This is a genomic window from Vibrio chagasii (genome assembly GCF_024347355.1).
Classification (GTDB): Bacteria; Pseudomonadota; Gammaproteobacteria; order Enterobacterales; family Vibrionaceae; genus Vibrio; species Vibrio chagasii.
In genome coordinates, this window is record NZ_AP025467.1 from 76,211 (window position 1) to 102,012 (window position 25,802).

The 25,802-nt window shown below is 40.8% G+C and carries 20 protein-coding genes; 13 read left to right on the forward strand and 7 right to left on the reverse strand.

Annotated features, from left to right (window positions below; all coding sequences use genetic code 11):
• Nucleotides 1-2: 2 nt before the first annotated feature.
• The 4 genes from OCV52_RS24245 to OCV52_RS24260 all read left to right on the forward strand — a co-directional run bounded on the left by OCV52_RS24245 (nucleotide 3) and on the right by OCV52_RS24260 (nucleotide 3,791).
• Nucleotides 3-1,088, forward strand: a complete 1,086-nt coding sequence (locus tag OCV52_RS24245; RefSeq protein ID WP_137406558.1) for a hypothetical protein — start codon at nucleotides 3-5, stop codon at nucleotides 1,086-1,088.
• A 63-nt stretch (nucleotides 1,089-1,151) separates the two neighbouring features.
• Nucleotides 1,152-1,739, forward strand: coding sequence for a hypothetical protein (locus OCV52_RS24250; RefSeq protein WP_137406557.1), 588 nt, complete (start codon nucleotides 1,152-1,154; stop codon nucleotides 1,737-1,739).
• A 16-nt stretch (nucleotides 1,740-1,755) separates the two neighbouring features.
• Complete coding sequence (locus OCV52_RS24255; protein WP_137406556.1) at nucleotides 1,756-3,207, forward strand: hypothetical protein; 1,452 nt, start codon at nucleotides 1,756-1,758, stop codon at nucleotides 3,205-3,207.
• A gap of 83 nt (nucleotides 3,208-3,290) precedes the next feature.
• Nucleotides 3,291-3,791 carry a hypothetical protein gene (locus OCV52_RS24260; protein WP_137406555.1) on the forward strand — a complete coding sequence of 167 codons (501 nt, stop codon included), beginning with the start codon at nucleotides 3,291-3,293 and terminating at the stop codon, nucleotides 3,789-3,791.
• 80 nt (nucleotides 3,792-3,871) lie between these two features.
• On the opposite strand, the gene rdgC is transcribed toward OCV52_RS24260, so the two are convergent.
• The 6 genes from rdgC to OCV52_RS24290 form a co-directional block, all read right to left on the reverse strand.
• A complete protein-coding gene (gene rdgC, locus OCV52_RS24265; RefSeq protein WP_137406554.1) occupies nucleotides 3,872-4,906 on the reverse strand; it encodes a recombination-associated protein RdgC in 1,035 nt (344 codons plus the stop codon).
• The gene (locus OCV52_RS24270; protein ID WP_137406553.1) at nucleotides 4,899-5,825 is read right to left on the reverse strand and encodes a hypothetical protein; all 927 of its coding nucleotides are present in this window, start codon (nucleotides 5,823-5,825) and stop codon (nucleotides 4,899-4,901) included. The genes rdgC and OCV52_RS24270 overlap by 8 nt, the downstream gene beginning before the upstream one ends.
• A gap of 90 nt (nucleotides 5,826-5,915) precedes the next feature.
• Nucleotides 5,916-8,459 carry a DotA/TraY family protein gene (locus OCV52_RS24275; RefSeq protein WP_137406552.1) on the reverse strand — a complete coding sequence of 848 codons (2,544 nt, stop codon included), beginning with the start codon at nucleotides 8,457-8,459 and terminating at the stop codon, nucleotides 5,916-5,918.
• 10 nt (nucleotides 8,460-8,469) lie between these two features.
• Nucleotides 8,470-9,096, reverse strand: coding sequence for a hypothetical protein (locus OCV52_RS24280; RefSeq protein WP_137406551.1), 627 nt, complete (start codon nucleotides 9,094-9,096; stop codon nucleotides 8,470-8,472).
• Nucleotides 9,096-10,247 (reverse strand): hypothetical protein, encoded by a 1,152-nt coding sequence (locus OCV52_RS24285; protein WP_137406550.1) that lies wholly within the window; start codon nucleotides 10,245-10,247, stop codon nucleotides 9,096-9,098. The genes OCV52_RS24280 and OCV52_RS24285 overlap by 1 nt, the downstream gene beginning before the upstream one ends.
• Before the next feature lie 10 nt (nucleotides 10,248-10,257).
• The gene (locus OCV52_RS24290; RefSeq protein ID WP_137406549.1) at nucleotides 10,258-10,584 is read right to left on the reverse strand and encodes a hypothetical protein; all 327 of its coding nucleotides are present in this window, start codon (nucleotides 10,582-10,584) and stop codon (nucleotides 10,258-10,260) included.
• Between the two features lie 75 nt (nucleotides 10,585-10,659).
• Here OCV52_RS24290 and OCV52_RS24295 point away from each other — a divergent pair, with 75 nt between their 5' ends.
• From OCV52_RS24295 to OCV52_RS24310, 4 genes are read left to right on the forward strand one after another with little or no spacing between them, the layout of a single operon-like run.
• Nucleotides 10,660-11,172: a type IVB secretion system protein IcmW gene (locus OCV52_RS24295; RefSeq protein ID WP_137406548.1), complete on the forward strand. Its 513-nt coding sequence runs from the start codon at nucleotides 10,660-10,662 to the stop codon at nucleotides 11,170-11,172.
• The gene (locus OCV52_RS24300) at nucleotides 11,169-12,023 is read left to right on the forward strand and encodes a hypothetical protein (RefSeq protein ID WP_137406547.1); all 855 of its coding nucleotides are present in this window, start codon (nucleotides 11,169-11,171) and stop codon (nucleotides 12,021-12,023) included. The genes OCV52_RS24295 and OCV52_RS24300 overlap by 4 nt, the downstream gene beginning before the upstream one ends.
• 1 nt (nucleotide 12,024) lies before the next feature.
• Nucleotides 12,025-13,344 (forward strand): toprim domain-containing protein, encoded by a 1,320-nt coding sequence (locus OCV52_RS24305; RefSeq protein WP_137406546.1) that lies wholly within the window; start codon nucleotides 12,025-12,027, stop codon nucleotides 13,342-13,344.
• 3 nt (nucleotides 13,345-13,347) lie between these two features.
• Nucleotides 13,348-14,760, forward strand: coding sequence for a thioredoxin domain-containing protein (locus OCV52_RS24310; protein WP_137406545.1), 1,413 nt, complete (start codon nucleotides 13,348-13,350; stop codon nucleotides 14,758-14,760).
• Between the two features lie 17 nt (nucleotides 14,761-14,777).
• Here the strand turns inward: OCV52_RS24310 and OCV52_RS24315 are convergent, their stop codons facing one another.
• The gene (locus OCV52_RS24315) at nucleotides 14,778-15,299 is read right to left on the reverse strand and encodes a hypothetical protein (RefSeq protein ID WP_137406544.1); all 522 of its coding nucleotides are present in this window, start codon (nucleotides 15,297-15,299) and stop codon (nucleotides 14,778-14,780) included.
• A 76-nt stretch (nucleotides 15,300-15,375) separates the two neighbouring features.
• On the opposite strand from OCV52_RS24315, the gene OCV52_RS24320 reads away from it, so the two are divergent.
• From OCV52_RS24320 to OCV52_RS24340, 5 genes are read left to right on the forward strand one after another with little or no spacing between them, the layout of a single operon-like run.
• Complete coding sequence (locus OCV52_RS24320) at nucleotides 15,376-15,999, forward strand: hypothetical protein (RefSeq protein ID WP_137406543.1); 624 nt, start codon at nucleotides 15,376-15,378, stop codon at nucleotides 15,997-15,999.
• On the forward strand, nucleotides 15,996-17,027 hold the full coding sequence (locus tag OCV52_RS24325) for a hypothetical protein (protein ID WP_137406542.1): 1,032 nt from the start codon (nucleotides 15,996-15,998) through the stop codon (nucleotides 17,025-17,027). The genes OCV52_RS24320 and OCV52_RS24325 overlap by 4 nt, the downstream gene beginning before the upstream one ends.
• A complete protein-coding gene (locus OCV52_RS24330) occupies nucleotides 17,017-18,156 on the forward strand; it encodes a hypothetical protein (RefSeq protein WP_137406541.1) in 1,140 nt (379 codons plus the stop codon). The genes OCV52_RS24325 and OCV52_RS24330 overlap by 11 nt, the downstream gene beginning before the upstream one ends.
• Nucleotide 18,157: 1 nt before the next feature.
• Nucleotides 18,158-19,639, forward strand: coding sequence for a hypothetical protein (locus OCV52_RS24335; protein ID WP_137406540.1), 1,482 nt, complete (start codon nucleotides 18,158-18,160; stop codon nucleotides 19,637-19,639).
• Between the two features lie 3 nt (nucleotides 19,640-19,642).
• Nucleotides 19,643-25,801: a hypothetical protein gene (locus OCV52_RS24340; protein WP_137406539.1), complete on the forward strand. Its 6,159-nt coding sequence runs from the start codon at nucleotides 19,643-19,645 to the stop codon at nucleotides 25,799-25,801.
• The last annotated feature ends 1 nt before the right edge of the window (nucleotide 25,802 follow it).

Genomic DNA, 25,802 nt, shown 5'->3' on the forward strand with positions numbered 1-25,802 from the left:
CTATGAATAATTTAAATGACAATATAGAAAATTTAAAAAATGAGTACCTGTCAGATAGTGCTCTTGATAACTTAAAACTTAGATATATTAACTTTCGTGTGGGAAGCAAGAGAAAGTCTGCACTACTAGAAAAAATGGCAGCTCGCTTAGAAGATGGTGATTCTATGTCAAACGTACTCAGCTCGCTTTCAGCTGCATATCAAGCGCAGCAGCCTAACTCATGGGAGGCAAAGTTTGTACAAATATTGTATGAGCGCTTCACCTTCAAACCTAAACTTGAGTACATGGTTAGTCCATTTTTTGATGAACAAACCGTTGGCGTTGTTAAAGCTATTTCGAAGGAAACAGCAGCATCTACAGTATTAAAAATGTGCGTGTCTAACCTTAGACGAAAGAACGAGATGAAAGCGGCAGGATTTATTGGGATCGTAGGGCCAATAGTCGGAATTCTATTGATAATCGCGATTTGCTCCGGTGCTCATTTATTTGTCTATGAGTCACTGTTTAAAGGTTTGAAAATTGAGCCTACTCCAATGCTGACTTTTGCTAGAGGCTTTACAGAAAGTGTTTATATTGCCAGCCCCTTTATCATTTTTGGTCTTTTAATCTATCTATTTTATATACGCTGGAGCTTGCCTAATCAAATCAAAAGGAGACCTGTCGGGATACCACCATGGAATGTAATCGATAGCATCAATTCAGCAATAACCCTACAAACATTTGGTGCGTTGCTTAAAGTGGGTATACCCGCTACCGATGCACTTAGAATGCTTGGTACAAATTCGACCCCATTTGTTTCTCACTGGTGCCAGAAAATGCGTATAAGCATGATACATGGTAAGTCTACAGGTAAAGCTCTCGCCTGTGATTTTTTTTCTAAAGAACCGCGGATTGAGGTTGAATCCTATGCGTCAACAGAAGGGTTTACAAATAAAATTGATTTAATTGCAGAAGAGGTATTCAAGAGTACTGAGAAATTAGTAACAAGGATGACGGCAAGTATCATGATGTTTTGTTTAATTTGCGTTTTAACAGTAAATGGTATTGTAGGTTTATCGCTATCAAGTATTGGACAAGTGGCTCAATAAAGTTTATTTTACCCAATTGTTATATGCTCTAATCATTTAAAAACCAACACTAAAGGTATCTATATGTTATTTGATAAATTCAAAAAAAACGTTTCAAAAAATCCTGACAACCACCACAGAAAGCGTGGCGGGTTTGCAATTTCAGGTGAATTACAAGCTGTCCTAATCTTTTTGGGGGTTATGGTTGTCGGTTATGCGACTACCTTGGGTGATAGCAGCGAAGATAATCAAGTGACCAAAGCAAGAACGGCATTGATTACCGCCTCTGAAAAAATGCGAACCACTGTAGGCGGTTTTGGTAGTTACACGTCCGTCAACAACAAAGACTGTTATGACAAAGATATTTTCCCATCCGACTGGTTAAGTGCCACCGCCGATCAGTTCACGACACCTTTTACGGATAATGGTTTAACTTGTGCTAGTGCTGATACAGCAACTAACAAAGACGGAATCACTACAACGGGAACAGGTAAATACTTCACATTTGCTCTTTCAGGTGTAGAAACAGATCAATGTAACAAGCTTGTAGCAAATACATTCCAACAGTTTGTGGAAATCCAAGTTGAAGGTACTCGTATCGATGGCAACGCTACTATGAAGACACAATGTTCATCGGCAGACTCAGTTACAATAACATTCATTAACCGTTAACCCATTGGGGGCTCCCATGAAAACAATTCGAACACTGAAGAAACAAGCAGGCTTCTTTTTTCAATTGCAGATTATGGGAGCTATGTTTTTCCTTAGTATCTTCACTGCTGCTTTTGTTTCTTCGCAACAAACTGAATTAGAAATGAGATTGGACAATCAACAAGGCCAATCTTTATCAACGCTAATTCATGCTGTCAAAATTGCCACTACTCAGACCACAGCGCTTGATCAATGGAATGTTGCAGGGGCACCGTTTGAAAATGGCGCTGTTCACATAGGCTCTACTTGGTTAAAACAGCCGGTTTGTGGTGGCCCTCAACCAGACGAATATTTGTTTTGTGACTTTCAAAATGAGCCCCAAATTGGTGACGACATGCAATATCGTAGTGAAGTCAGTAATGATGGCATCCAACTCAATGTGCAAGTCACAGTTTCAAATACAGCAGGAACGAGAGGTTTCGACTTCAATGGAACCAATGGCATACGCCGTTCTTGCGCTATAGCGAGAGTAGCTGCAGGTGGCCTATCCAATGTAGGCTTCTCAGGGGCAATGTCAAATGTCGGTTGTGACCAAGATACAGGCGTAATTACGTTTAATGTGGCATGGAACTCGACAACATCTGAAGATCTTAGCATTAGAGGTCTAAACTCACCACTGGTTGCAATCCCTTGGGGTGGCCAGAACCTTAATGATATGAATCAGTTAGAAGTATCAACAATAGTCGATCGAGAAGCCCCAGTATTCAATTTGGATTTAGATGGTACAAGCACATTAAACACATTAACAGCAGATACGCTCAATGCTACGACAGGGAATATTGACAACCTAACTTCAAATACAGGCGCAATAGATACACTAACTGGCACTGATTTAACTTACGACAATTTGAATGGTACTGCACTAGACGTTGATACCGGCACTATTGGTACAGCGACCATTAATACTGCTATTAATCAACTTGATAGTAATGAGATTAATAATTTCGCAGGGGGGGTAGCTGTAGGAACTGGCCCTAACATATCAACTATAGAGAATGGCTCAATTTACTTACCAGGGGCAATCGTTGCTCAGGGTGATAACAGTATGTTCTTTGACCCAGCAGGTGTATCCCGAACACAAGATATACGTTTGACTTCTAGGGGAGGAGTATCCCTGTCTAACTTGACGCCGAACTATGTACATAAAGGTTCAGTAACCATCTACGGTCAAGGCCCGATAGACCGTGTTAACTGTGGTGATGGTGCCGGAATAGCCGCAAATAGGCTCGTAGTGAACTGGGAGGATCAACGTACTTCGATAGCGGCATCTGGCAAATTGGCTTCTAATTACGCTTACAACCGAGTAAGAGTTCAGTCAAATTCATCGAAATACTTTGTTCAATTGCTCAGTTATAACTACCAAGCGAAGGCTTGGCAAGTCACGAATAACAACCGAGCCCTACTAACATTGTACTGTTTTTACCCATAACGCTCACAAAACAAACGCTACGACTTTAATTCATATAAAAAATGCCTTAAACTATAAGTTAATATATTATTTTAAGGCGTTTTATGAATATTATCCTCGCAATACTATTTGGATTTCTAAGAACTCCTGCGCTTATATATTTTGCCATTACTGGGGTCACTGTATATCTCATTACAGCTTTATTGAGAGTGGCCTTCATTCCGCTAAGCTTCTTATCGCGAAACCTTTCTGGCCCTGCACAGTTTTGTTTTGGTCTGTTTGGCTTTCTAATTTTGTACAACGGGTTTTATCTGGTAAGAGATTTCACACTCCCGATTCTCGACACAAATGCGCTCATCGCTGTACCCACTATGATTTTAAGTTATGAAGGATTAGCAAATAATTTATTGAATGGTTTTTACATAACAGCTGAATCCATCCCAAGTGCCGATAGCCTTTTTGATTGGACTAAGTCGTACTTTGGAAGCTATGACATCCATACCTTATTAATCATTTGGTGGGTCATTTTAGCTTCTGAAGTTGGCCCTATAATTTACTATGCAGCAAATAGATTTTTTGCCGTTGTTGGTTTGGAGAACGACTAGCGAGCTATCAAACAACTTTTCCACCCAACAAAAAAGCGCTAGGACAACCTAGCGCTATTTTGTTGAGAGTGGGAATAAACTCAAGTTGTCGCTTCAAATCCATTGATGAGCTTTGATACATCGTCCTTATCCTGATCAGAGTTTGTTCTGTGTGTGCCTTTGTACCCGCCCATAGCAGGCAGTAAGTTTTTAAGCATTGATACTATTGAGAGTCTAGTAAGAGAGCACTTTGACATAGTTTTTAGTCGATTCTTTTCAATTACTTCGGATAGGGTACCGTCTCCTTTACCACCAGCACCTAACTCAACAGATGACTTGATTCTTTCTTTGAGAATGCCTTGAAGTTTGAATTTTGAGAATTTCATATTTGAATCAAGACAAAAAGCAAGAGAATCATCCCAAGCAAGTTCAACCTTAGTAGGCTTTTTATCGGCAAGTATATTTGCATTGATTTCATCGGAACTCATTATTTGAGAATTATAGCTAACTTTGTTCTTCTTATTGTGGCGACTCTCCATGACTAAACCGCCGTCTCGTAGTTCAAATTGATCAGGGGTACCATTTTCACCAAGCCACTCCAAGAATGAGTCGTTAGCCGCCTTGTTTAGCTCTAACGGTTTAGCTGGGAATGACTTAAAAGTAGCCCTAAACAAATCAATCACATCCTCAGAATGACTATCTTTGATTGAGCCTATTAAGACCATATTAAGTTCCTGGCTAACCAAAACGTACGTCTTTGAAAATTGTGTGTGAGCTTGCTTTATCAATGCAGCCCATACCATGTCAGACAAATCTTTTTTCTGCGCTTTAGTCACTTTGGCCTTTGGTCCCCATGTTTCTGGAGAGTCCTGAGCCAATTTCAGGATGTGTTGATTTATCGCTTCTTTTAGGGTGCTCGGAGCAACAGACTTATAACGCCGCTCAACTAGAAATAATGTGTCACGCTCTAACGAAACAAATGGGTCCTCATTGTTCATCGGTGAAATCCAACCGAGCCTGCTATCTTGAGAGCCTGATAGGGGCTTTGAAGACAGCTTAATGAGGTTGTCTTTGTTATCTTCTAAATTGAGACGAAAGTCAGTTGGAAGTGTGTATATGGATAGATTTTCAAACATTGTTTACCTCCAACATTGGATCAGTAAAAGGAATTGGCAGTAATCGGATAGGGTTTTTAGATACATCTTTAAAATAGCAATACAATGAACCGAATCGATTTCGGCAATATTGCCAATAGAGATGCACGTAAGACAGATAAATAACGCCGCTAAGGGTAGATAGAACAAACAAATACAAACTGCTTAGCAAATACGAATACTCGAACTGGTTCGTTACTGCTGTCGCTATGACAAACTTAAAACCTGCTACGACCGTGAAATAGCTAAACATCATCAAAAATATTAGGGTGACCCATCCGCAGATTTGAAGTTGCGCCCCCTTCTTGTCCACTTGTTCGTTAGTAAGGTCGAAGCCAGCCTTAACAACATGATCGAATTCGACCAAATCAAAGTGCTTAGGCGTGGGCCTAAACAATGAGAGCTTCATATATTCCGGAGTAGAGTTAACAATCCCCATGTAACTCATAGGTTCATCATCGGAATCTAAGTCTGGATTCTTGATTGTCTCAATGTCATATCCACCATTAATTCTAGGAATGAGTTTTACTTGGTCCATATTTATTGGTACCAAAGGAGTTTCTGTAATACTACCTTTCCCGCCAAAATCAGATTGCTGCTTACTATTGGTAATTAATGAAGTGCCATATGCTTTATCTTCGATCTTGATTAGTGAGGAGATTCTAAAATCACTTTCATTTTTCGAAGGTAACCGATATCCGTGCTTTTCGAGGTATCTAGCATTACCTTTAGAATATTCGATATGTTTAGGCAAAAGACCATACGGGTTAAAACTCCTGTGGTTTTCTATGGCCTTCTTTATTCCCTGCTCAGGTAATTTGTAATCTGAATAGATCAACTCCATGACGCGTTCAGACTTGAATACTGGCGTCCACTCATACCAAAATCTGACTTTGAACATATTCCATGTCCATTGCGTTGATGGCTTGTAAAACCTAGAGTTCAATACACTTGAGTTAAATATGAATTTCATTGGCATTCATCACTTTTACTAAGTTGATTTAGGTGGTGGATCTGTTTTTGTTACTTTATCGTCACTCGGCTTCTTTGGTTCAGGAGGTGATGGTTGTGCTGCCGAATTACGGCCAGCACCAGCAACTGCAGTATCAAAGGCACCTTGCATCTTACCCATTGTGGTCTTGGTTGAATCAATATACTCATGACCATCACCGAACTGACCAACGGCCTCTGTAGCTACCCATGTCATTAGGTTATTCGCGTAGAGATTCGGGGCTTTGAGGCAATACACCATAAGGCCAAACATAACCATAGGAAATCCACCTGTGATCATAACCATATCCATGATGTCCCATGAAGTATTCGCGTTGTTTCCGATAGACGACCACCACAGAACGTTAAAGATCGCATAAGAAACATTACACAGCGCAAAACCGAGCATTAAACCAATAGTGTGTAAAGAAGGTCTAAGAAATATTGCGCCATACAAAGCCGCCATTCTAAGCCCATGAATGGCCATCAAACCTTCCCCAGCTGCAGAGGCTAACAAGGCTGAACCAAGGGCAATACCACCTAAAGCTTCAGCACATATCAAGAAAAATGCAGTCACAATAAAAATAAACGTTATAACGGGCAGCATCGGCAGCACGTTCGCTAAGATAAAAGCGCCTGATATTGAAGCAATAACCAAAGGAAATAATGTATTCGCCAAGACTTTTACAGGAGTCCCCAAAAAACCAGTCACTGTACTGGATGCCATGGAATCGGATACCTGTTGAGCCCCCGACATCGCGGTTAACACGATCCAATAGATAACCTTTAAGCCCTCACCCAAGGTTGCAAGCATAGTCAGTGCGTTAGTCTCACCAGAGATATCATACAAAGCTGTATCATAATCAATGCCCAAGGAAGAAGGGTTGCTTAGACCTGAAGCAATATTATGAGTGTGGTTACCTAATTCCAGTGTTGCAGCAAGAATGCTAGATGAAACCCTTATGATGCCAGGTCCATTTGATGAAACAGGGGATGAAGAGTTTGCTTGCCTTTCAGAAAGAGTAAGCATTGATTGCCAATCTGAAGATTTCTGAGCTGTCGCCCAATCACTGCCAATTTCTCCACTTAATGCAAGGGAGCGTAGTAGTGACCATAGAAATGGAGGTGTTTGTTCAGAAGCAAAAAAGCTCCGACACTCTTCAGCCTCATCAATTTCATCATCTAAGTCACGTTCTCCCAGTGAAAATGTGGTCCACCAACTAGTATCTTCACAAAACTCTGTACGGCTAGGTAGCCTGAAGGAGATGAGATTATTAATTGAAAACTCCGCTTGAGAGTTCGCAATTTGCATCATTCCATTCATTCGAGAAATCGATGAAGCTGCTTTCAACCAACCGCCTTTTGTAAGTTGGTTTAACAAATTATTATCGACGTTGATTGGGATTCCGACAGAACCTGAAGCAGAAGAGCAGTAGTTTCTTTCTTGCCCTTCCCAACCACGATTGAATTCACCTGCAAAGGCTCTTTTTACGACTCTTGAGTGACAGTAACTAAGATTTATATGGCTTTGATAGATTTTCTTAGCTATTTCCTTGTGCTGCAGCTGAGTCGTGATGTAACGATAGTAGTGGTCTACATTGAATTTTGCGTAAGCAGAAACATACTTTGAGATATCAGCGCGATCTATCGTTTCCTTAAGATTTGCTACTTGGGTTTGAATGTCAGCAATGTATCTCAAGATAGCGTCAATACCGTAATAATTTGCATAATATGCTGCCTTATCAACTGGCATTGAACTGTTTGTTGAGCGAGGTACCATCGGGAGATCAATTGAACCACAAACACCTTTAGAAAATTGGAGTGTTACTCGCGTTACGGTATTAGAACTCATATGATCTGCTACTAACTCATCTGGGTTTGAAGGTGTATGTGCCACATAGAACCCTCTGATAGAGCTTATAGTTGGAAGAGTAGGGCTGCTAAATCTAAGTTCAGCACCACTGGCTTTTTGGGTAATGACAGAAAATTTCTCACTTGGCTTTCTTTCACCAAAATACTCATTACAGAGCAACATTGAAGTTAGAGTTTCACCAGCGTTAAAAACATCTTTAGCAAGTGGTTTGGTTTGAGAGGAATTGGTTAAAGATATGTATTGGTTAACGCCAGCTCTCCAAAACAAATCCGCAGCTCCGGCTCCATGAACAATCACATACATACCGGTTACTTGGCCCACAGAAACAAACGAGCCTCCACTTGCCGTTGTGACCATTGGGGCAAGTGAGCCTAACGCGATTGCTATCCTTAAAGGGACATAGGGTGACATTTTACCAAATATATGCCCTGTCGAAGCGGCATTCATCATGATATGTGCTGAGTTGTAAGTGACGTTAATAGTTCCGTAGAGTAACGCCAAAAAGTTAAGGCCACCTATCATCACCATTACTGGGGACATACTAGGCGCGACAGAAGTATCACCGTAGAAAGTTTGTACCCAACCACCAAACAGCATCGTAAGAAAGTCGGTAGTGGCGCCTTGCTCTACATGCTTTTCAATACATGTCAGAGTGAAATTAATACATGACATAATGGCCTCACTAGCTCATTGTCGAAGCGGTTATGGTGTTTGTTAAAGATTGGACGAAGTAATCGAGGTACATCAGAAGTACCCCGAACCCCATATGAACGACAATGTGGCTAAATTTGACTTGAGAAGAGGTCTGAGGGTTTGTTAAAAGGGTGATACCCATAACACCACGAAAATATGAAATAACACCGTAGATCGACATTACTGCAAAACAAGCTCTTATGCCGATCCGACTACCAGTTCTATCTTCAAGCCCACCTACACTTTGGACATTTACTAAGTTAGTAGTACGCTGACTTACATCATCGAACATGGCAATTGAATAGGGAGTATTGAAATCTAAACCACCAGCTGACCAAAACATACTGCCCCACGCAGCAATGCCCTCACCGAATTTCCACATAAAAGCTGAAGCAATGAAAACACCGATTATTTGATTTACAGAAGCTGTGCTACCGAACATCTGAGACATCATAGGGCTTGCAGATCTCGTCCGAACCATGAACGCCCACATAAATATCCCTTTAATGAAAAGGACTAAACCAGTGCCTTGAGCAACTAGGATTATTCCATCTACTAAGATGACAAATTCGTGAGTGAGAAACCTTTCTAAAACATCCGTGACCTCTACCGCCATTAGAATCTCTTCTTCTCTAAGTTATTCAAGATTTCATTCAAAATCTGACTTTGCATAGCAAGGTTAAATTCACTAGATAACATGCTGTCTAGCGCATACCCCATCAGAGATAAGTTCCTTGCCTGCATTTGAGCCGTCATGCGCTGAACTTGCTCAACAGTTGTAAATTGCTTCTTACAGGCTTGTCCGCTAGGGGAGTTCAACCAAATTTCCATTTCTTTTTGTGTTTTGAGCTGAAAACGCATATTTTCGAAACAGGACTTGTCGCCACCATTACCATAGAGCTTTATCTGTTCATCAGAGTTATAGAAATCGATGTCCTTCTTGATTTGCTCTAACACCGATTGAACCTTTTGGCCGTTATGGTCTCTTGGGTCTGTAAGACCGCTCACACGCTTTGCAGTATTAAAACCTGCAGTCGTTCTCAGGTAGTCTTTCAACCAACGGTTATAAGAGCGTATAGCTTCCGGACTGGAATCAGAGGTTATACGCTCCCCATTTGCACCAGTTGGCATCCTGCGCACATTTCCAGGGTTGAACAAAACTTTAATTAACGTATCAATTCGCTCTTTCTCTTCAGGCGACTTCGAATAACCAGCTTCACCGAGACCCGGTAAGAGACCTGAGATATTCATCTTTGACATATCAACATCACCACCATTTACAGCTTCTTCTTCAAAGAGCTTTACAGCTTCATCAGCGATCGTTTGTTGCGTACTGTTACAGCGACCTTCTTCACAGGATGCCTCTTGTGTTAGTTGTTCCGCGAAATCAAGTGATGCATTGGAGGTCTCACAATAGAAGTCGTCTAATGATTCATAGATACCTACAACAGAATTAATCCCGTCACACATTAATGGTGATGGTTCCATTTTGGCTTGCTGCTGCAGGTTTGCCGTTTCCGATGCGGTTGTGGACAAAGCTTGAGTTTGTGCAAGAACACGTGTGGTATCTTGAGAAGCTTTCCATTTCTCCATTAATTCAGTCATGGACATCTCAGTAAGTGCCATGCCTTTCTCTTCAGCCCACAGCATCGCGTCCTGAGCACTTTGACTAATAATCTGACCTAAGCCAGTAGGGTCAGTACAAACAACGGCATTTGCTGAAAAAGGAGAGAGTATTGCAATGCAAACTAACGTTTTCTTAAACATCGTGAATTCCTTATCGATCAAAGTCAGAAAAATCTAAATCAAAATCTGTTTGAGGTTGCTGTTGGTCACCCGTATCCGCGTCTAGTGATAAATTAATGTCAAAGTCAGTACCCGCCGAACCGAAATCGAGTTCTGGAGTTGGAGTTCTAACTATAGATTTACCCGTCTGCATAGCTCGGTCGGCATTAAGCTCATATTCAGAAACGCCCATCTCCATGCACTTTTTCTCGAAAGCAGCATCATTCAAACCAACCTCAACATTGGCTACTGGGTGATTTTTAACTAGCGCCACTTGGGGGTCGACTAAGGGCCCAATAATTGATTGATTGAATTTCATTCAAACCTCGCATAATATGATTTATCTATTACATCTTACATTAAAAAACAATACTTACAAATTTAAGAGGTGTGTATGCTAAAGCTCACATTTGACAAACCATGGATCGATAAATATTGGGATGAAGTCGAACCAAAAGTTATGCAGAGCGTGGCTATATTTGAAAGCCGAGAAAAGTGGGTAGTTTTGGAAGATGAAGAAGCACTGAACAGCCTAAACAAGATTGCTCAGAATTTACCGGAAATCGCAAATATGCCTATAACCGGCGACATTGCAATTCATGCTGAACGCATTGTGACAATCCTAGCTTGTCTGCCTCTTAAAACCTCATTAGCCGCTTACGGTTGGTTAGGCGCCCTAAGTGAGAATCAACATAAGTGGAACTTCATCATTTATGTATATGCCAACCAAGTCGTTCAAGGAAAGCAAATCGAGTCGAACCCAACGGTTCCATACTCCGAAATACTGATTGAGAGAGTATCACTCTTTAACTTTCTCAATGAATTCAACAATGTGTTTCTTAATGACAACACAACTAAATTGGCTCTTGCTCAGTACGAAAAAAGGGTCAAAGGAGACCATAGATGAAAAAAAATATACATCACGTCCTTCTTTGTAGTGCGGTAGTAGGGGCAGCTTTTCACACAGAAGAAGTCGAGGCAGCTCGCGTTTGTCGAGCAAAAATCACCCTGCCTGCTCCGGATGTGGGTACTTGTGATGTCGACAGTACAAACCCGAAAATGGGTAATCCTTTCGCTTACATCGATCCAACGCAAGGATGTGACTTTTCATTTAGCTTGCCTGGTCTACCTTCATTAAGTCTTGACGGATTACAGGGGATGATGTGTGACAAAATCCAAGATATTGGCCAAAAGGGTATAGATGAAGCTCTTAACCCCATCCTAGATAAACTCCCATCCGACTTGAACCTTGATATGAACGGCATGATGAAAAACATCTTTGACGACCAAATTAGGCTGCAAGAAGAGTTTTGCCCTGTCTATAGTAAATCTGGAAAATTAATGAGTTATGAGTGTGAGGGTAGACTTCCAAACGCTGATGACGGCTTGCCTGATTGGGCCGTTGAGATCCGCGATCCGGAAGATGAAGGAAGAGAGTGTTATGAAATGGGTGGCTACACATATTGTACTGACCCTGTTGATGACAACAATAAGCCGAACCCTACGCCTGACCCTATTCCTGATACCGCGAATCCATATGACCCCGATAAAGACAATACATTGCCACTATGTAGCGACCTAGTCGATTTCATTGACCAAAACGGAAATTTGATTCCTTGTCGCAATAGCAACAACTCTAACTCAAACAGACCAGTAGTCGAAACACCACCTGAGTTCAATACACCCGAATATACTCCAAAAGCTAAAAGCAACAGTGGTTTAGTTAAACCAACTTGGGATACGAAAAAGGGTTGGTAGTATGCATTTGATACTTGTTGAAAGTTCAAAAAAATCAGAGAAGGTCAAATCCTTGCTGGTACAAGCAGAACTCAATAATGAGTTTACTTGCGCGTTTACTGGTGGCCGAATTTTTGACTTCAAAGTTGATGGCTCGGTTGAATCATGGGACCGCGTAAATCCAGATATTCATGGCTATCTTTCGAAACAAATCCACAATTCAGAGTCTGTAATTGCACTAACAGATGCTGATGAACAGGGAGAATATATAGCGTTTCAAGTATCCACTTTAGCGAATGATCACGGCAAAAGAACTGTAAAAGGGGACTTGCTGGAACTAACGGTGCAAGGGTTGAAAAATTCACTCAGCAAGTTACGGCCAATTAACTATGAAGTCGTTAGACAATGTCATGCCGAGCGGATGTTGAACTTGAAGGTTGCCAATTTTGGAATAGAGCAAGGCTTTGGCCCAATAAGCATTCACAAGCTTTTAATGGCCGAATATCTGGAACAGACGGCAACGACAAACATTGCTTATTTAGGAGGCGATGATAAAGCGGTTGTCCTAACGAAACACAACAAGTTAGGCGATGTTGAGAGCAACACTAAAGAAAGAACTATTCTTCCACCTTCAACCTTGGACGTATATGCCCATAGCTTAATTGCCAATAACGATTCATTGGCCGTAGTAGCAGATAGGTTACAGGACTTATACGAGGACAGCATGCTTTCGTACACTCGTTCTGACGCGCATGACTGGTACCCAGAAGCCTTTGACAGCATTGAATTGCTCGAAGAATCGTTTGGGTACCAGAGTAATGAAAGTGGATTTTGGGCAAATTGCAACGGGACAATTCCACACTCGGCAATTTACATTATCGAGCCAAACTGCATCCACTTAAATTTACCTGAAGTCAACTGCATTCAACAGTTGTCATTAGGTGTCTTGGGACACAACAACACTAGGTCCTTTGTGGCCGATATTGACATTAATCTTCTCGACTCTCTTGCAATATCAGCTGGTGGAATTAGTGCCGCTCATCCCGAACTACAAATACTAGTAGGGCTCAAAGAACTAGATTTATACAAACCATCCACTTCAGATTTGCAATGCCATGCGCTGGCTAACAATTTGTTTGATGGCCATGCGATAGATCACCAGGCAATTTTGTCACATCGAGCATTTGCAAAGAAACATTTCCCAACACTTTCTGATTGTATTGATAAGAAAACCAACCCCTTACATTCAATCATCCAACAACAATCACCAGCTCAAGAGCGAGAGATTAACAACAATCTTGCAGATAGGGCTTTTGACGAATTAATCGGTTTAGGCAGGTAATTTATGAAAACAAACAATAAAGTTCTATTAAGCGCAGTTGCGGCGTTAGCAATGACCGCAGCAATTGCCGGAGTAAATCAGACAGAAGGGCAAAAGTTAAATACTACTGTGCCAATCCCTTCCCATGAATATGAAAAATTGGCGGGTAAAGAGCCGACTCTTGTAAGTGTAAATTCTTCAAGCCTTCAGGTTGAGCCAATCTACAGTACTAAAACCTTGAAGCAAAAAATTGAATCTGCGCTAGATCTAACGGTATATTCATTAGTTCCTTTTAATGAGGGTAGGCTTGTAACTGCTTTCACCACAAAGGGGACCTACGTAATTGATGCAAATGTAAACTTTGCTTTTAAAGGCCGTGTAATTGACCTAAAGACAGGTGACAACGTACTAGCAAATCAGTTGAAACAAGTTGAATCGGAGATCAAAACCAAAATATCCAAGCGTAATTCAATTCAGAACTTCACCAAATCAACGAATGACACGGCCCTTGTTAAATCAGCTGTCGGCAAGCCAGAAACTGATTTACGTGGAGTGCCGACCATGGCGGGTACAGTCAAAGACAATACTTTAAAGCCAACATTCAACGCTAAGTCGGCGCAGGAACTAGCAAACAACCAAATTTTGATGCATAACATCGTTAAAGCTTCACCTGGTGCTCAGTTGCTACTTGAACGTGATAAAAGGCGTAAGGCTGAAAAACTCGAAGAGCAGCGTCAAGATCGTGTACTTCAAGAGTATAAGGCCGCGAACGCATCAGTCCCTTCAACAAACAAAGCACTAGAACCCAAAAAAGAGTCGCTTATCGATGTCCTTAAAAATTTAGACCCAGCATATCGCAAACAGCATGGCCCTGAGTTTTCACCTGCATTACTTCCAATAATCCCTGACAACCAGTTTATTGTGTATCAGGAGAGCAAGGACGTACCGTATAAAGGCACTCTTACAGTCGCAACCGACTTCACTTGTCCGGTATGTAAGCAGTTACACAACCTTATTCCAACTTTAAACGCAGAAGGTGTTAAAGTCAGATATATGCCATATCCGCGTTCAAGAATTACTGACTATCAATTTAGTGATGGTTTTACTATTGACCAATACATTTATCGAACCAAGACAGAAGAGTTAAACCAACTTGGTCAGCTAGTAAGTGCGGGTTATTGCTCAACGGATAACACTGAAGCCTATGATGAACTGTTTTCAAAAAAATCAGTCTCAGAATGGCCTCAGACAATTTCCGAATCATGTGAAGGAAAAGTTCGTGAATTTAAGGTGTTAGGCGACTTACTGTTTAGCGGATCCACACCTTATATGGTATGGGGTAATGCTGATACTCCTGAAGAAGACCGAGGCTTTATACGCGGCCTTCACAAGACAGACAAATCCATAGAAGATTTATTGAAACGAAAACAAAGCTAGCTAGTTGAGGCTATGTCCTAGGACATAGCCTCTTTCTTTTGTAATGGAATATCAATGCAATCCGAGTAGTCCCCTTCATATTGCTCATCATAAGGAATCATTGATAGTGTATTAACTCGTGACAATGCTCTTGCTGCGTTATCGTTGATTGGAAACTCAAGACAACAATTCAGAGTTTCTTCAATATTGGTTGTCACAAACCCTGAACGCCGCCTTTGTTTGGTCGGGGTAACGATATTGACATCATATTGAAACGTAAGCTTATAAGCACTACAGAGAGAATAGGGCGTGGCAACAACACTATAACTCCTGAAATTAATCCCTTTTATAGCATTCCAAATCTCGCCAACAGGCCACCCTAGACATACTTCTTCAGAACCATTAACTAAGAATCCAATTGATGTCGAAACCGTTCGAGACAACTGAACAGTCTTCTCATTAACATCTTGTAATTCAAGGGGAAACAAGGATAAGTACGCTATATCCGACCTACCACTAACAGCGGCAATCCAAGCTGCATTTCCTTCGTAACTCTGCATAATTCCTCATTATTGTTTTTAATCTACCTATGACCTATACTAAGCCAAGACCAATCCACATTCAATGAGGTAAAACTTGTCTATTCTCACGAGTGAAATAACCAACAATCTAATTCGAAATCTAAGTGGCAAGTTACAGATTACCCCTGAAGAAATGAGTAGCTTACGATTTCAAATCGATTGGTTTAAGAATCAACTCGAATTGGATGCCTATGTATCCACAAATCACTTAATGGGTAATCAAGAAGGTGGTCTGATACTTCCGATTGTCTCGTTTGACGAAGATAACGAAATTGAAGAACTGCAAATGCCACATGAAGTTGATTGGTCACTAGAAGAAAACGCTGATCTACTTGAGACGGTGAAGCAACGTGGCCTGAAGCTATCATTTGATGAACCTAGCCCAGCGTTCAACTCTCTTTTCAATGTCGCTCTGACAAGCAAGGTTCAAACAGCAATAGAACAAACCATCAAGCTAAGCCGCGAACAGGGTACTGAGCTTGGTTTATATCTTGTTGAGCACCCTTTCATAGCTCAACAAGATAACAATAACAGAACGATAATTGATTTTACTCAAATTGCCGTGAACACAGTCGAAGCCGGAGTGACAGCTAAAGCAATGGCTCAAAGTATTGATAAGGCTATTCAAAGTCCCGAACCATCTAGAGACATGGATCTATCACAAGGAATTAACCGATGAATATCTTTCGACCTCTCATCATAACTTTAGCCTGCGTAATTCCATTCAAGGCATCAGCTTTTCTTTATTACGTGATTGTCGACCCAGCCAAAATGGGCCAAAAAGCAAATCAGATAACCCAAGATAGTGTTCAGTTCGCACAAAAAAAAGCATCCGAGCTTAAAGCTATGGCCTCAGAAATGAATAGCACTATCTCAGAATTTGAAAGCGATGGTAATTTGGCATCTTTCCAGACAGCGACATTGTCAGCTGGTGCATCTGAGCCAGCGAACTTAAATATGCAATCCTCTATGGAACAACCAGTCGGCCTATGTGGCGTCATTGAATACTCAGTTTCAAAGTATTCAGGTGACTATGGTTGTTCCCTTTATGGCAACCAAGAAGGGTATCAAAGCCATTTAGTATTTCGCGGGGAGTCAAATTCAAGCACAGAGCGTGAATTAGAGCTTTTGGAAGAATCAGTATCTCGAATGGACCATAGGAACCCAGACACAGAAGTTCATAATTTACATGAAGAGTTCAATCTAGTTTTCTTTGATGTACTCGGTCAAATTAAGTTTACTGAGTTGAGCCTTAAAGATCGCGAAGCCATGGATATGTACGTTGAATATATCTCGGGTTCGAAACAGTTCATCATTCCTGAAGTTACCCCCGATATGACGCCTGAAGCCAAACAAACCTTACTCAGACAAATGAGGGAGTACTTGGCACAAAATGCTGTCAATTCAACAATGAAGTCAAGCTATACATTTCGATCTAGAAGCGAAACCGGTTTGTCGCAACAAAGTGATATATGGCAAGTCCGAGATAACGAAGTGTCTAACATGCAGAATTTAGGTAAACCAGTAATGACGGGGGCTGGCTTATCACAAAGACCGACCGCTGAAAGTATCATTCGAGGTGAAGCAATTAGAACAGCAAGGGAGGGGCGCTTTCTTATGACGTTACTAGAAGCGTCTCTTGTTACAGAGTTCAATCTGTCTTTACGTACAAATAAGCTAGCCGAGGTAGAAAGACATGTCAGATAATGCAACGGTTGTGAAGTTAGTCAATGACAACCATGAAACAGTTACCTTTCCTTCAAGTGGGCAACACGCAGAGCCCAACTGGCAAAGTTCAGCTGTTGAATATCAAAACACTTCAATATCAACAGTTCTCTTCCCTGAAGCTCAAAACGTAGACGTAACAAAAGACTATACCAACACTAGTTATACCCAACAAAATGACTTGGCTACATTTTCAGTAGATAAATCTGGGGCGGTTGATACTGCTGTTTCCAGCTATAAGACAGAGGTTAAAAGTAACACTCCAACACCAACTGGCCCAGATAACTCTTCAAGTGCTAAAGAGTCAAAAAAAGATTCTCCTGAACCACCAACGGCTTCACCCGAAAAAGCTAAAACAAAGACTAGTAGCAAGCAAGAAGGTAAAGACAAACCTGTTTCTAAAAAAGCCGATTCTCCGTCTTCAAATCGTAAAGAATCAAGTGCTAAAGCTGAACCTAAAGAAAAACCACCTGAATCTAAAAAGGCAAAACCTGAGAAAAATACTCAAAAGCGACCAGGGGAAATCAGAGATATTCAGAATATTGAAGAAAACAACCAACATGTATCAACAAATAAACAAGCTTTTGGGTTGGCCAATTTTAACTTCAATGGATCTAGTCCGCGTTCTCAGGCCAAAAAGAATGGAACATCAAAATCTATTAAGCAAAGCATTCCTAACCCTAGTGAAAAAATAAATCAAATCATAGAGCAGGTTACTGACTTACAACAGATAAACCAGGATCTAAGCCATGCAATTAAAACTGGAGCACCTGTAAGTGAGCTCAAAAAGCTGACGAAACAATTCGAAAACATTGCTACGAATTTGAATACAAAATATGGCTCGCTGTCTAAAAAACTAGACAACATGTCTCCTGAAGCAAAGAAACAGATCTCTTCTTTGGTTAGTCCGGCCAAGCTTGAGTCATTAAGCCAGAAAACAGAAATCGCAGGAAAAATTATGTCCAAAGATAATCTTACTCAAGTGGGTATGGCCGGAAGTAAAAAGTTAAACAAAATTGCACCAGACATTTCAAAGTCGATGGAAAAAATGCAACAGAGCATACAAGACATAACCTCTGCAATCGTCAACGCACTGAATATGGGTCGATAACATGCACAATACAGAACACTTACTTAAACAGTCGAACATTCCTTCAAGCATTAGTTTTCAACTCAGATACCTTAATGCAAACACTACCAAGAGCTACTTTGGTATTGCAGATCAGCTTCAGCTTATGGATGGGTATGTAACGTCTACTCATAACGTATCCGAGTTAGAATCATTGCATATAGACCAACTACTTGATGAATTCCCTCATCTAATGACCTATGTGGACCAAATCGATCTGATAAAAAATAAATGTTGGTACTTGTTTGGCTTGTATGTCCTACCGGCCTTTTCTAGTGCTTATCAATACCCTGATATGGTCTCATATTGCCACGAGCATAAAGCCGTGATTCTAACCCTCGATATGAAGCCAATCATTTTCGTAAAGTCATTGGCTGACTTTAATGATTTTAGAAAAGATATCGTAAATCAAAATATCGATAACGAAATCGTTTTCTGGCTAAAAACCTACGGATATCTCGATAGTCATTCAGGTTCGATGGTAGGCCAAGGAACCGAAATTGCCTTAATTGATGATGACGAAAGCGATCCCTACTATTTGGCGATTGCTGAGATTGATGAAATCGAGAAATGCCTAAAACAGATAAACTCTGATGTGTTACCGGATAAACCTGAAAGAGAATATGAAGATCAATTACCAGAAAATTCATTGCCGTTTGTCGAGCTATTACAAGAAAGTGAAGGGGACTTTAATCATAGGCTTTCATTCGTACTAGCCGAGAACAACTTGACCCCTCTTGAGCTGCTAGAAGACAACAATAGTGATGAATACCATCGTGCTCTATACGAGGCGTTCAAGTCATTATGCAATGTATTCCAAATATCTCTTAAAAATATAGGGAGCAAGCCTCTTAGTGAATATCTCGTTGTATCAATGCATGAGTCTAAGCATGACTTTGAACCATATGAGTGCGGTATCAAGATTAGTACAATGCCTTCGCATAGTGGGTGTAGTGTTTTAGTTGAAGCAATGTATAGCTCAGAATATACGTCACAGATAGACGGGAGTGAGTTTGAACCAATACCAAGTAAGTTGAACTTAGTATATGGAGCAACAAATACAGAGCCCTCAAAGAAGATGTGCTCAATGGTACGTTCCGTTATCAGTAAGAGTGCTGGTGGAAGTACGATTGCGATAGAAGAAAGTTTTCCTATATACCTTGATGGTATACGCCATTTAAGTATAAATTCCAACTTAACTCAAACTGTGTTTTCACAATACAACAGTATGGGGGTAGAAACATTAGTTATCGGGGAGATCAATTCAGCTAAGTTGGCGGATGCCGCCTTAATCGCTGCAAGCTGCGGTATCACGGTACTTGCTTTTTGTTATGGGCAAAGCTGCGACATTGCATCCAATAAGATTAAGTTTATGCAAACAGAGTTCGACTTCATGCAGTCGAACTCATTCGGCCAGTTAGTCGAGATGATAGGGGCAAGTAAAACAGATAGTTATTTGGAGTAGAGAATGAATCGAAATATTACAAAACCACAAAATATCGCCGAGCAAATTCGTTCAACACTCCAAGGCACTGTATTCGCTAAGGAAAAAGCTCGTGGCAAAACACAATTGCGCGAATTTAGTTTCCCTTTTGGTAAATACCCAAAAGATGTATCAACCTCTCCGTTCTTAAGTGATTATGTAAACAGCACAGGGAAAGGTGATGAGTTAGTCACTCGTGAATGGGCTGAAACACGCTGGGCCACCTCTATTGCACTAGCAATCCATTACATTTCAGGCCATGAAGTCTACTCCGCTAAACCGATGAAAGAGTTAAGAGCTGCAAGAGCCGTGTTAAACAAGGCCCCTTGGAAAACTGACCAGCACCGTTTAGCTTTAGAAAACTTCCACCGTGTATGGCAAACAAGGTTTGACCCAAATCATAACTCTGAGGCTATTTTAAATAAGACATACGAGGCACAAGCTAACTTATTGAATGAGTTTATTGATAATGCCGTCCAGCTTGGCTGTGTAGATAGTGACACTCTGTTTCGCTTGGAGCCTTTAATCAAAGAGTCGATCACTGCATTCAATAATGGCGCAAAAGAAAGAGAACTCGTTAAAGCGAATACTGACTCTGTGCGTAGAGTGCTTTATGAATTGATGTTAACCGATACGTATCAATCAAATTCTCAATCAGCTCCGCACTTAGCGGAACGAATGCTCAAAACGCACCTACCAGAATTACAGCAGTTTGCTGATGCTCAGCGGTATGCTGGAGCAAAGAAAACTCTTGATTTTGACATCAATATTGGTGCCTATGTTGATGGCGCAAACATTAGTATCAATGGTTCCAAAGTTGGAGGGATAGCTGACAAATTCCACAACAGTTCAGATAAACGTTCTGAATGGACAGTATCAGCAGGATTTAAGCAGTTTGATGATACAGGTTACGTAGCTTTAACAAGTAAAATTTCACTTGTAGGCAGAGACTCTAGTGATATTACTTTCAAACCTGACTTTAGAGGCTGGCTTGAAATGCTACCTCACTCACCTTCAGGTACGGAAGCGGCGCTGACTACCGAGAAAGCAAAAATTGCATACACGGAAAAAAGGAATGCACTCAACGAGCAAATTGAGCAATCAATTCAAGAGTCCGAAAAAAAACACGCTGAAAGATTGTTGCGACTGAAGAAAGAGGCTGAAGAACGTCAAGTTAAAGTCAACAAGCTGATTGACCAAAACTATGACCTTCAGATCGTAACGAAAGACTCGGCAAAAGGTACACAGCTAGAAAAAAAACACATCACAGAATTGCTTGAATTCCCAGAACTGCATGGCTTATTCCGACATTCCTCTTTACATGACATCCCTGCCGTGTCCATCCAAATGGGTTTAGATACTGAAAACACTAGAGGTCTTCAATTCCTAGCGAACCCGCCATACCAATGGGGAAAAGAGGACAAAACCAATAAAATGTTTGAAGTCATGTCGGACGACATGAAGAACAACTTTGTTCAGTTAGGGGATGTATCGGGCAATAGCACAATCATTACCGCGGAAGGTGTTGCTACTGCCGGATCGCTCTATATTGCAGCTAAGCGTAAAAACCTTGATGTGGTTGTTGTGGCATCAATGTTTGCCTTTAACATTAAATACGCGGTTGAACACTACTCAAAGACCTACCCAAATAACCCATTAATAAACGCTGCAGATAATGACTGTTGGAACAAAGTTCCTAACGAAAGTGGTAGCCACGACTTACGCTCAATCAATGACAATGCAGGCGTTAGAGTCGCAATGGAACTGTATGACCAGTATGGCGTAACAAGCTTTGGTCCTGACTGGCAAGATGAATCAATCGTCAATGAAGCGTCTAGGTTAAAAACTACTGACTTCAATGACTATTTTGAAATCTATAGCTACGAAGAAGCACTGACTTATATCGGGAATGTGATTGAAAAAGAGATAAATCGTAACCCGCTACCACTCAATCAGGTTACGCCGTCACAACAATATGTTAATTCACTACCAGGTGACTTCGAAAACGTCTTTGAAGTTTATGGCTTGGATGCAAATTTACAAACGGCAGCATTCGTTGATCACGACTTCAACCCAAAGGGCTCACCTGTCCAAACGCAAGAAACAGAACAACTGGTAAAAGAAGAACAAAAGCCAATTCCAAATGAAACAAAAGCTCCTTTAAAAACCGTTACAGGGTATGAAGTACAAAGACTTAATGACGGGGAATGGACATCTATAGAAACCAGCAACAGTCCCGAAGATATTTTGCTAAAGCAAAATACTGAAAAGCAATATGCAATAGAAGATGCTTATGCGAATCTGGTTGAGACGGGCACGCCAGCCGATGTTGCTTTCTCCAAATCTGTTGCTTTTGTCGAATCGACATATCGCTGTTTAGATCTTGAGAATAAAAAACCATTCACATCAGCGCAAACCTTTAACGATGCAAAAGACCTAAAGCTCGAGAAACCAGTAGTCCTCCTCATAGAAAATGAAAATGGCAAATTCACTAGACCTATTCGAATTGATTCGGATGGAAGCTTTATCATAGGTGGGAAAAAGACCAATGAACAACCAACATTCATAGGTAGAAACGAGATATCTAGTACTATCAAATCAGTGTTGAATGAATTGTATTTCAATGAAAAAGGCTCGTACGATTGGGTAACCGAAGAGCATTTTATCCTCCGAACAATTGATGAAAATGGTAAGCCGGACAGAGAAAGCTCGAGAACCTTCAACACCGAGTTTAATTGCAATGTTGAAGACGCTCAGAAAGAACTATTAAGCACAGAAAACATAGACGTTAAGTTCCTTAATGAAGTTGAACTTGTTGGCCTTACTTGCTCAACCACAGATGAAAAGCAACCAATCAAAACTGTGCAAGTAAATAAAAATGAACTTGCTTATGAAGTTGATAAATTAAAGAAAAACCCATCGATCATCGATATTGATACTGGGTCAGTAACAGCGGGCGATTTATCCTTCAACATCACACAAAACGATGACCTGAAAGGGTCATTAACTATTAAATCCTATGCACCAAACGGGATCGTAAACGGCACATATGTGTTAGCTAGCCATCAAGAAGCAGACGAAAAGATCCAAAGTCTTAATTCTTCTTTAGTTGTTGTTCCTACAACCTTGTTTATCAACTCCAAAAATGGAATAGTTCCACTTAAAACTGGCTTAGAACCAATCTCTATAGGGCTTCTACCTCCTGCAACACCTGAAGATGACTTGCAGAACACACCGGTATTTGGAATTCAAGAATATTTATCTAGCCTAAATCAAGAATCTATCGTTGGCTCCTTACTACCCGAGTTTAATACCGATAAATCAATGACTTTAGTCAACGATACTTGGTACGAATATGTTCCAGACATGGCCACTCCAGGAGATAAACTACCAACATATTTACCACAAGATACTTTGTCAAAACTAAACGATGGAGTACTGGCGCTTGATGAATTTGAAAATGAATTGGATCACGACCTAGACGATTTTACCCCTTCAACACCTAACGATGCTGAATTTGCGAACAATGTAAATATGGCTCTATCAGGCGATGAGTTCCCAGCATTCGATCTTGATGAGGATGAGCTGGCTTATCTAGACAGTAATGAACCACTAAATAAACCTTACTCAGATATGGCTCAAGAAGGCATATTGGATTCAATGATTTTTGATTCAAGCAATACCATTGACCCTGATATCGATGCCGTACTGAGCGATAACATCCCACAGAATGAACCAAGCGAAGGATTTGTACCGGACGCTGAAATCGAAACAATGCTAGATTCAGATTTAGAAATTGAGTCAGATGGGATAGTTGAGCAACTAACATTAGAGACCGATGCAACTCAAGAGGAAGCAATATTTGATTTTGAAGGTCTTGCTGAACGTGACTTCTTATTTGATGACTTTGATGAAGATTTAGATTCGGCGCTTGAAGATTTTACTGGGGATCTCGATAGCCCCGATCTTGAAGAGCAACAATCGAACATTGAAAAAATAACTCCTACCAATTATGAGGTTGAAGTCGAACTTTCGAATCAAATAGACCTAACATCCCTTGCCGAAGAAAATTCGCATGAGAAAGAGCCACAGGAAAGCTCAACCCTCGATAGAATTAAAACTTCAGCTGTTAAACACGCTAGCAACTTAGCTTCGATCATGAAGGGGGTTCGAATCCTTGATGCTAAAGATAAAGCTATAGATCAACCACGAAATAATGCTATCAGCCTAGATGCTACTGAGACGCAACAGAGCGCACCTGAAAAAAACACTAACGAAGAGGTCTCTATAAGTGAAACAACGCAAATAGAGACCACACAGCCATTAGAAGAGCCAAAGAACTATGAATTAGGTAATGAAGCTGTACCACACAGCTCTGAAGCACAAACTGTTGAGAAAGAAACCCGCTCTGACAACCAAGCAAATAGCCTAAGTTTAGTGAGCGAAATACTGAAACAATTGACAAATAATCCCGTCAAGTACGAGAAATCATTTGATGTTACAGGTGAATGGGCAACTGCTAATACTGTATTGAACCTAAAAGGCGGCGTTTCAGTAGATTCAAATAACTACTCAGTACAGAATGAGTTAAACATTGCTCCTAACAAGATAGTTAAAACAGATGTAAATCGTCCTTCGAAAGAGAACTTAAGGTCGATATTAGAGCGTTCTAAACTAAAAGCGTGGGGGAAAAAGGTTACTGATAATTCAATCCAGAGCCAAGTTGAGTTTTTCGCTGAACAGTCTGAAGCGATTGAACAACGCGCAACCAAAGCGGTGAACGACACAACAGCTGAGATCGATCTCAACTCTCCGTCTGGTGAGGTTATTGAACCAAACACCTCCATTGCATCTGAAGTCAATCAGCCAATAGAAAAGCAATCCAACGCCGATATTAATGTTGAGCAACACGAAACATCAACAAGCCAAAATTCAGACATCACAGAGCAACTGGAGCTTTTACTTGAATTACTGAAGTCCGGAGACCTTGGCAAATCTGAACTGTCAAACTTGCTAAACAACTATTCAAAAGTTGAAGAAAGAGTTGAAGCAAAAACTCCTTCAAACAATAGAAATGAAACACCTCAGAATACTAACGCAACCGCAACCAAGCACACCAATACCGATTTATCCACTGAACAAGCCGCAACGGTTAGTTCATCGGCACATGTTCAAGATAAGGAAATATCAGATTTTTGGGAGTTTGAATATGATACATCTACTAAAGCGAGTGACTTTTTGGAAAAAGCCGAAGAGTTGGTTGGAGACAAAGGAAAGTCAGCTGTCCTCAAGAAAGCTGCATTCCTTATGACTGCTAGTGAAGACCCAAACGCCGACATTAACTCCCTGGCTCAAAACGCAATTTCAATAATGGTGGAAATGGAAGGGCCTAAAAGTGACCTTCAAAAACAGGAATACGCATCGAAAGCTAAGGATATAGCCAATTGGCTCGACTCTACAGCAAAGGTTGGACTATTAATTGAGAGCACGAGAAATGACGCCGGTTATGTAGATAAATTCTCGACTTTGCCACAAAACATCAAAGATAAAATTCACGAATATTTAGTGAACCCAGTTAACGAAGTTAAGAAAACAGAAGAGCCTATTTTCAAATCATGGATGTGCATCAAAGACAGCATTGAAAAAAGGCAAATTCCTGTCGAGACGATGAAACAAGCGATTATTGGCGCATGGAACATTCAGCCAAGACAAGGTGTACATGCTAGTGAATATTCGTCTGCCAATGGAAAGTTAAGAAAAGGTATCGACAAGTTTATTAAGAAAGCTACGGATGCTGGCTTAATCTATCCTTGTCCAACAGACAACTCCGCTTGGTCATATATTGATCCAATTGACAAAAGTGAGAAAACCATCACTAAGTCGGACTTTAAGTTTAAGACTGCCGCCATGGTTGCGGCTGCAGAAGTTCAGTCTGCAATAGATATTCCGCGTAATGCAAAGAAGTGGGCTAGACAGGACATAGCCATTCAGGCAGGGCAGGTATTCGAGGAGTTGACATCTATACCGTCACCATACGGAGAGCTTCGCGAAGCCAAACATTCTTACATGCCAGCAGGAAGACGCTTGGAAGGAAGCAAACAGCACAAAGATATAATGAAAGAGACTGAGGTAAACCTAGGATGAT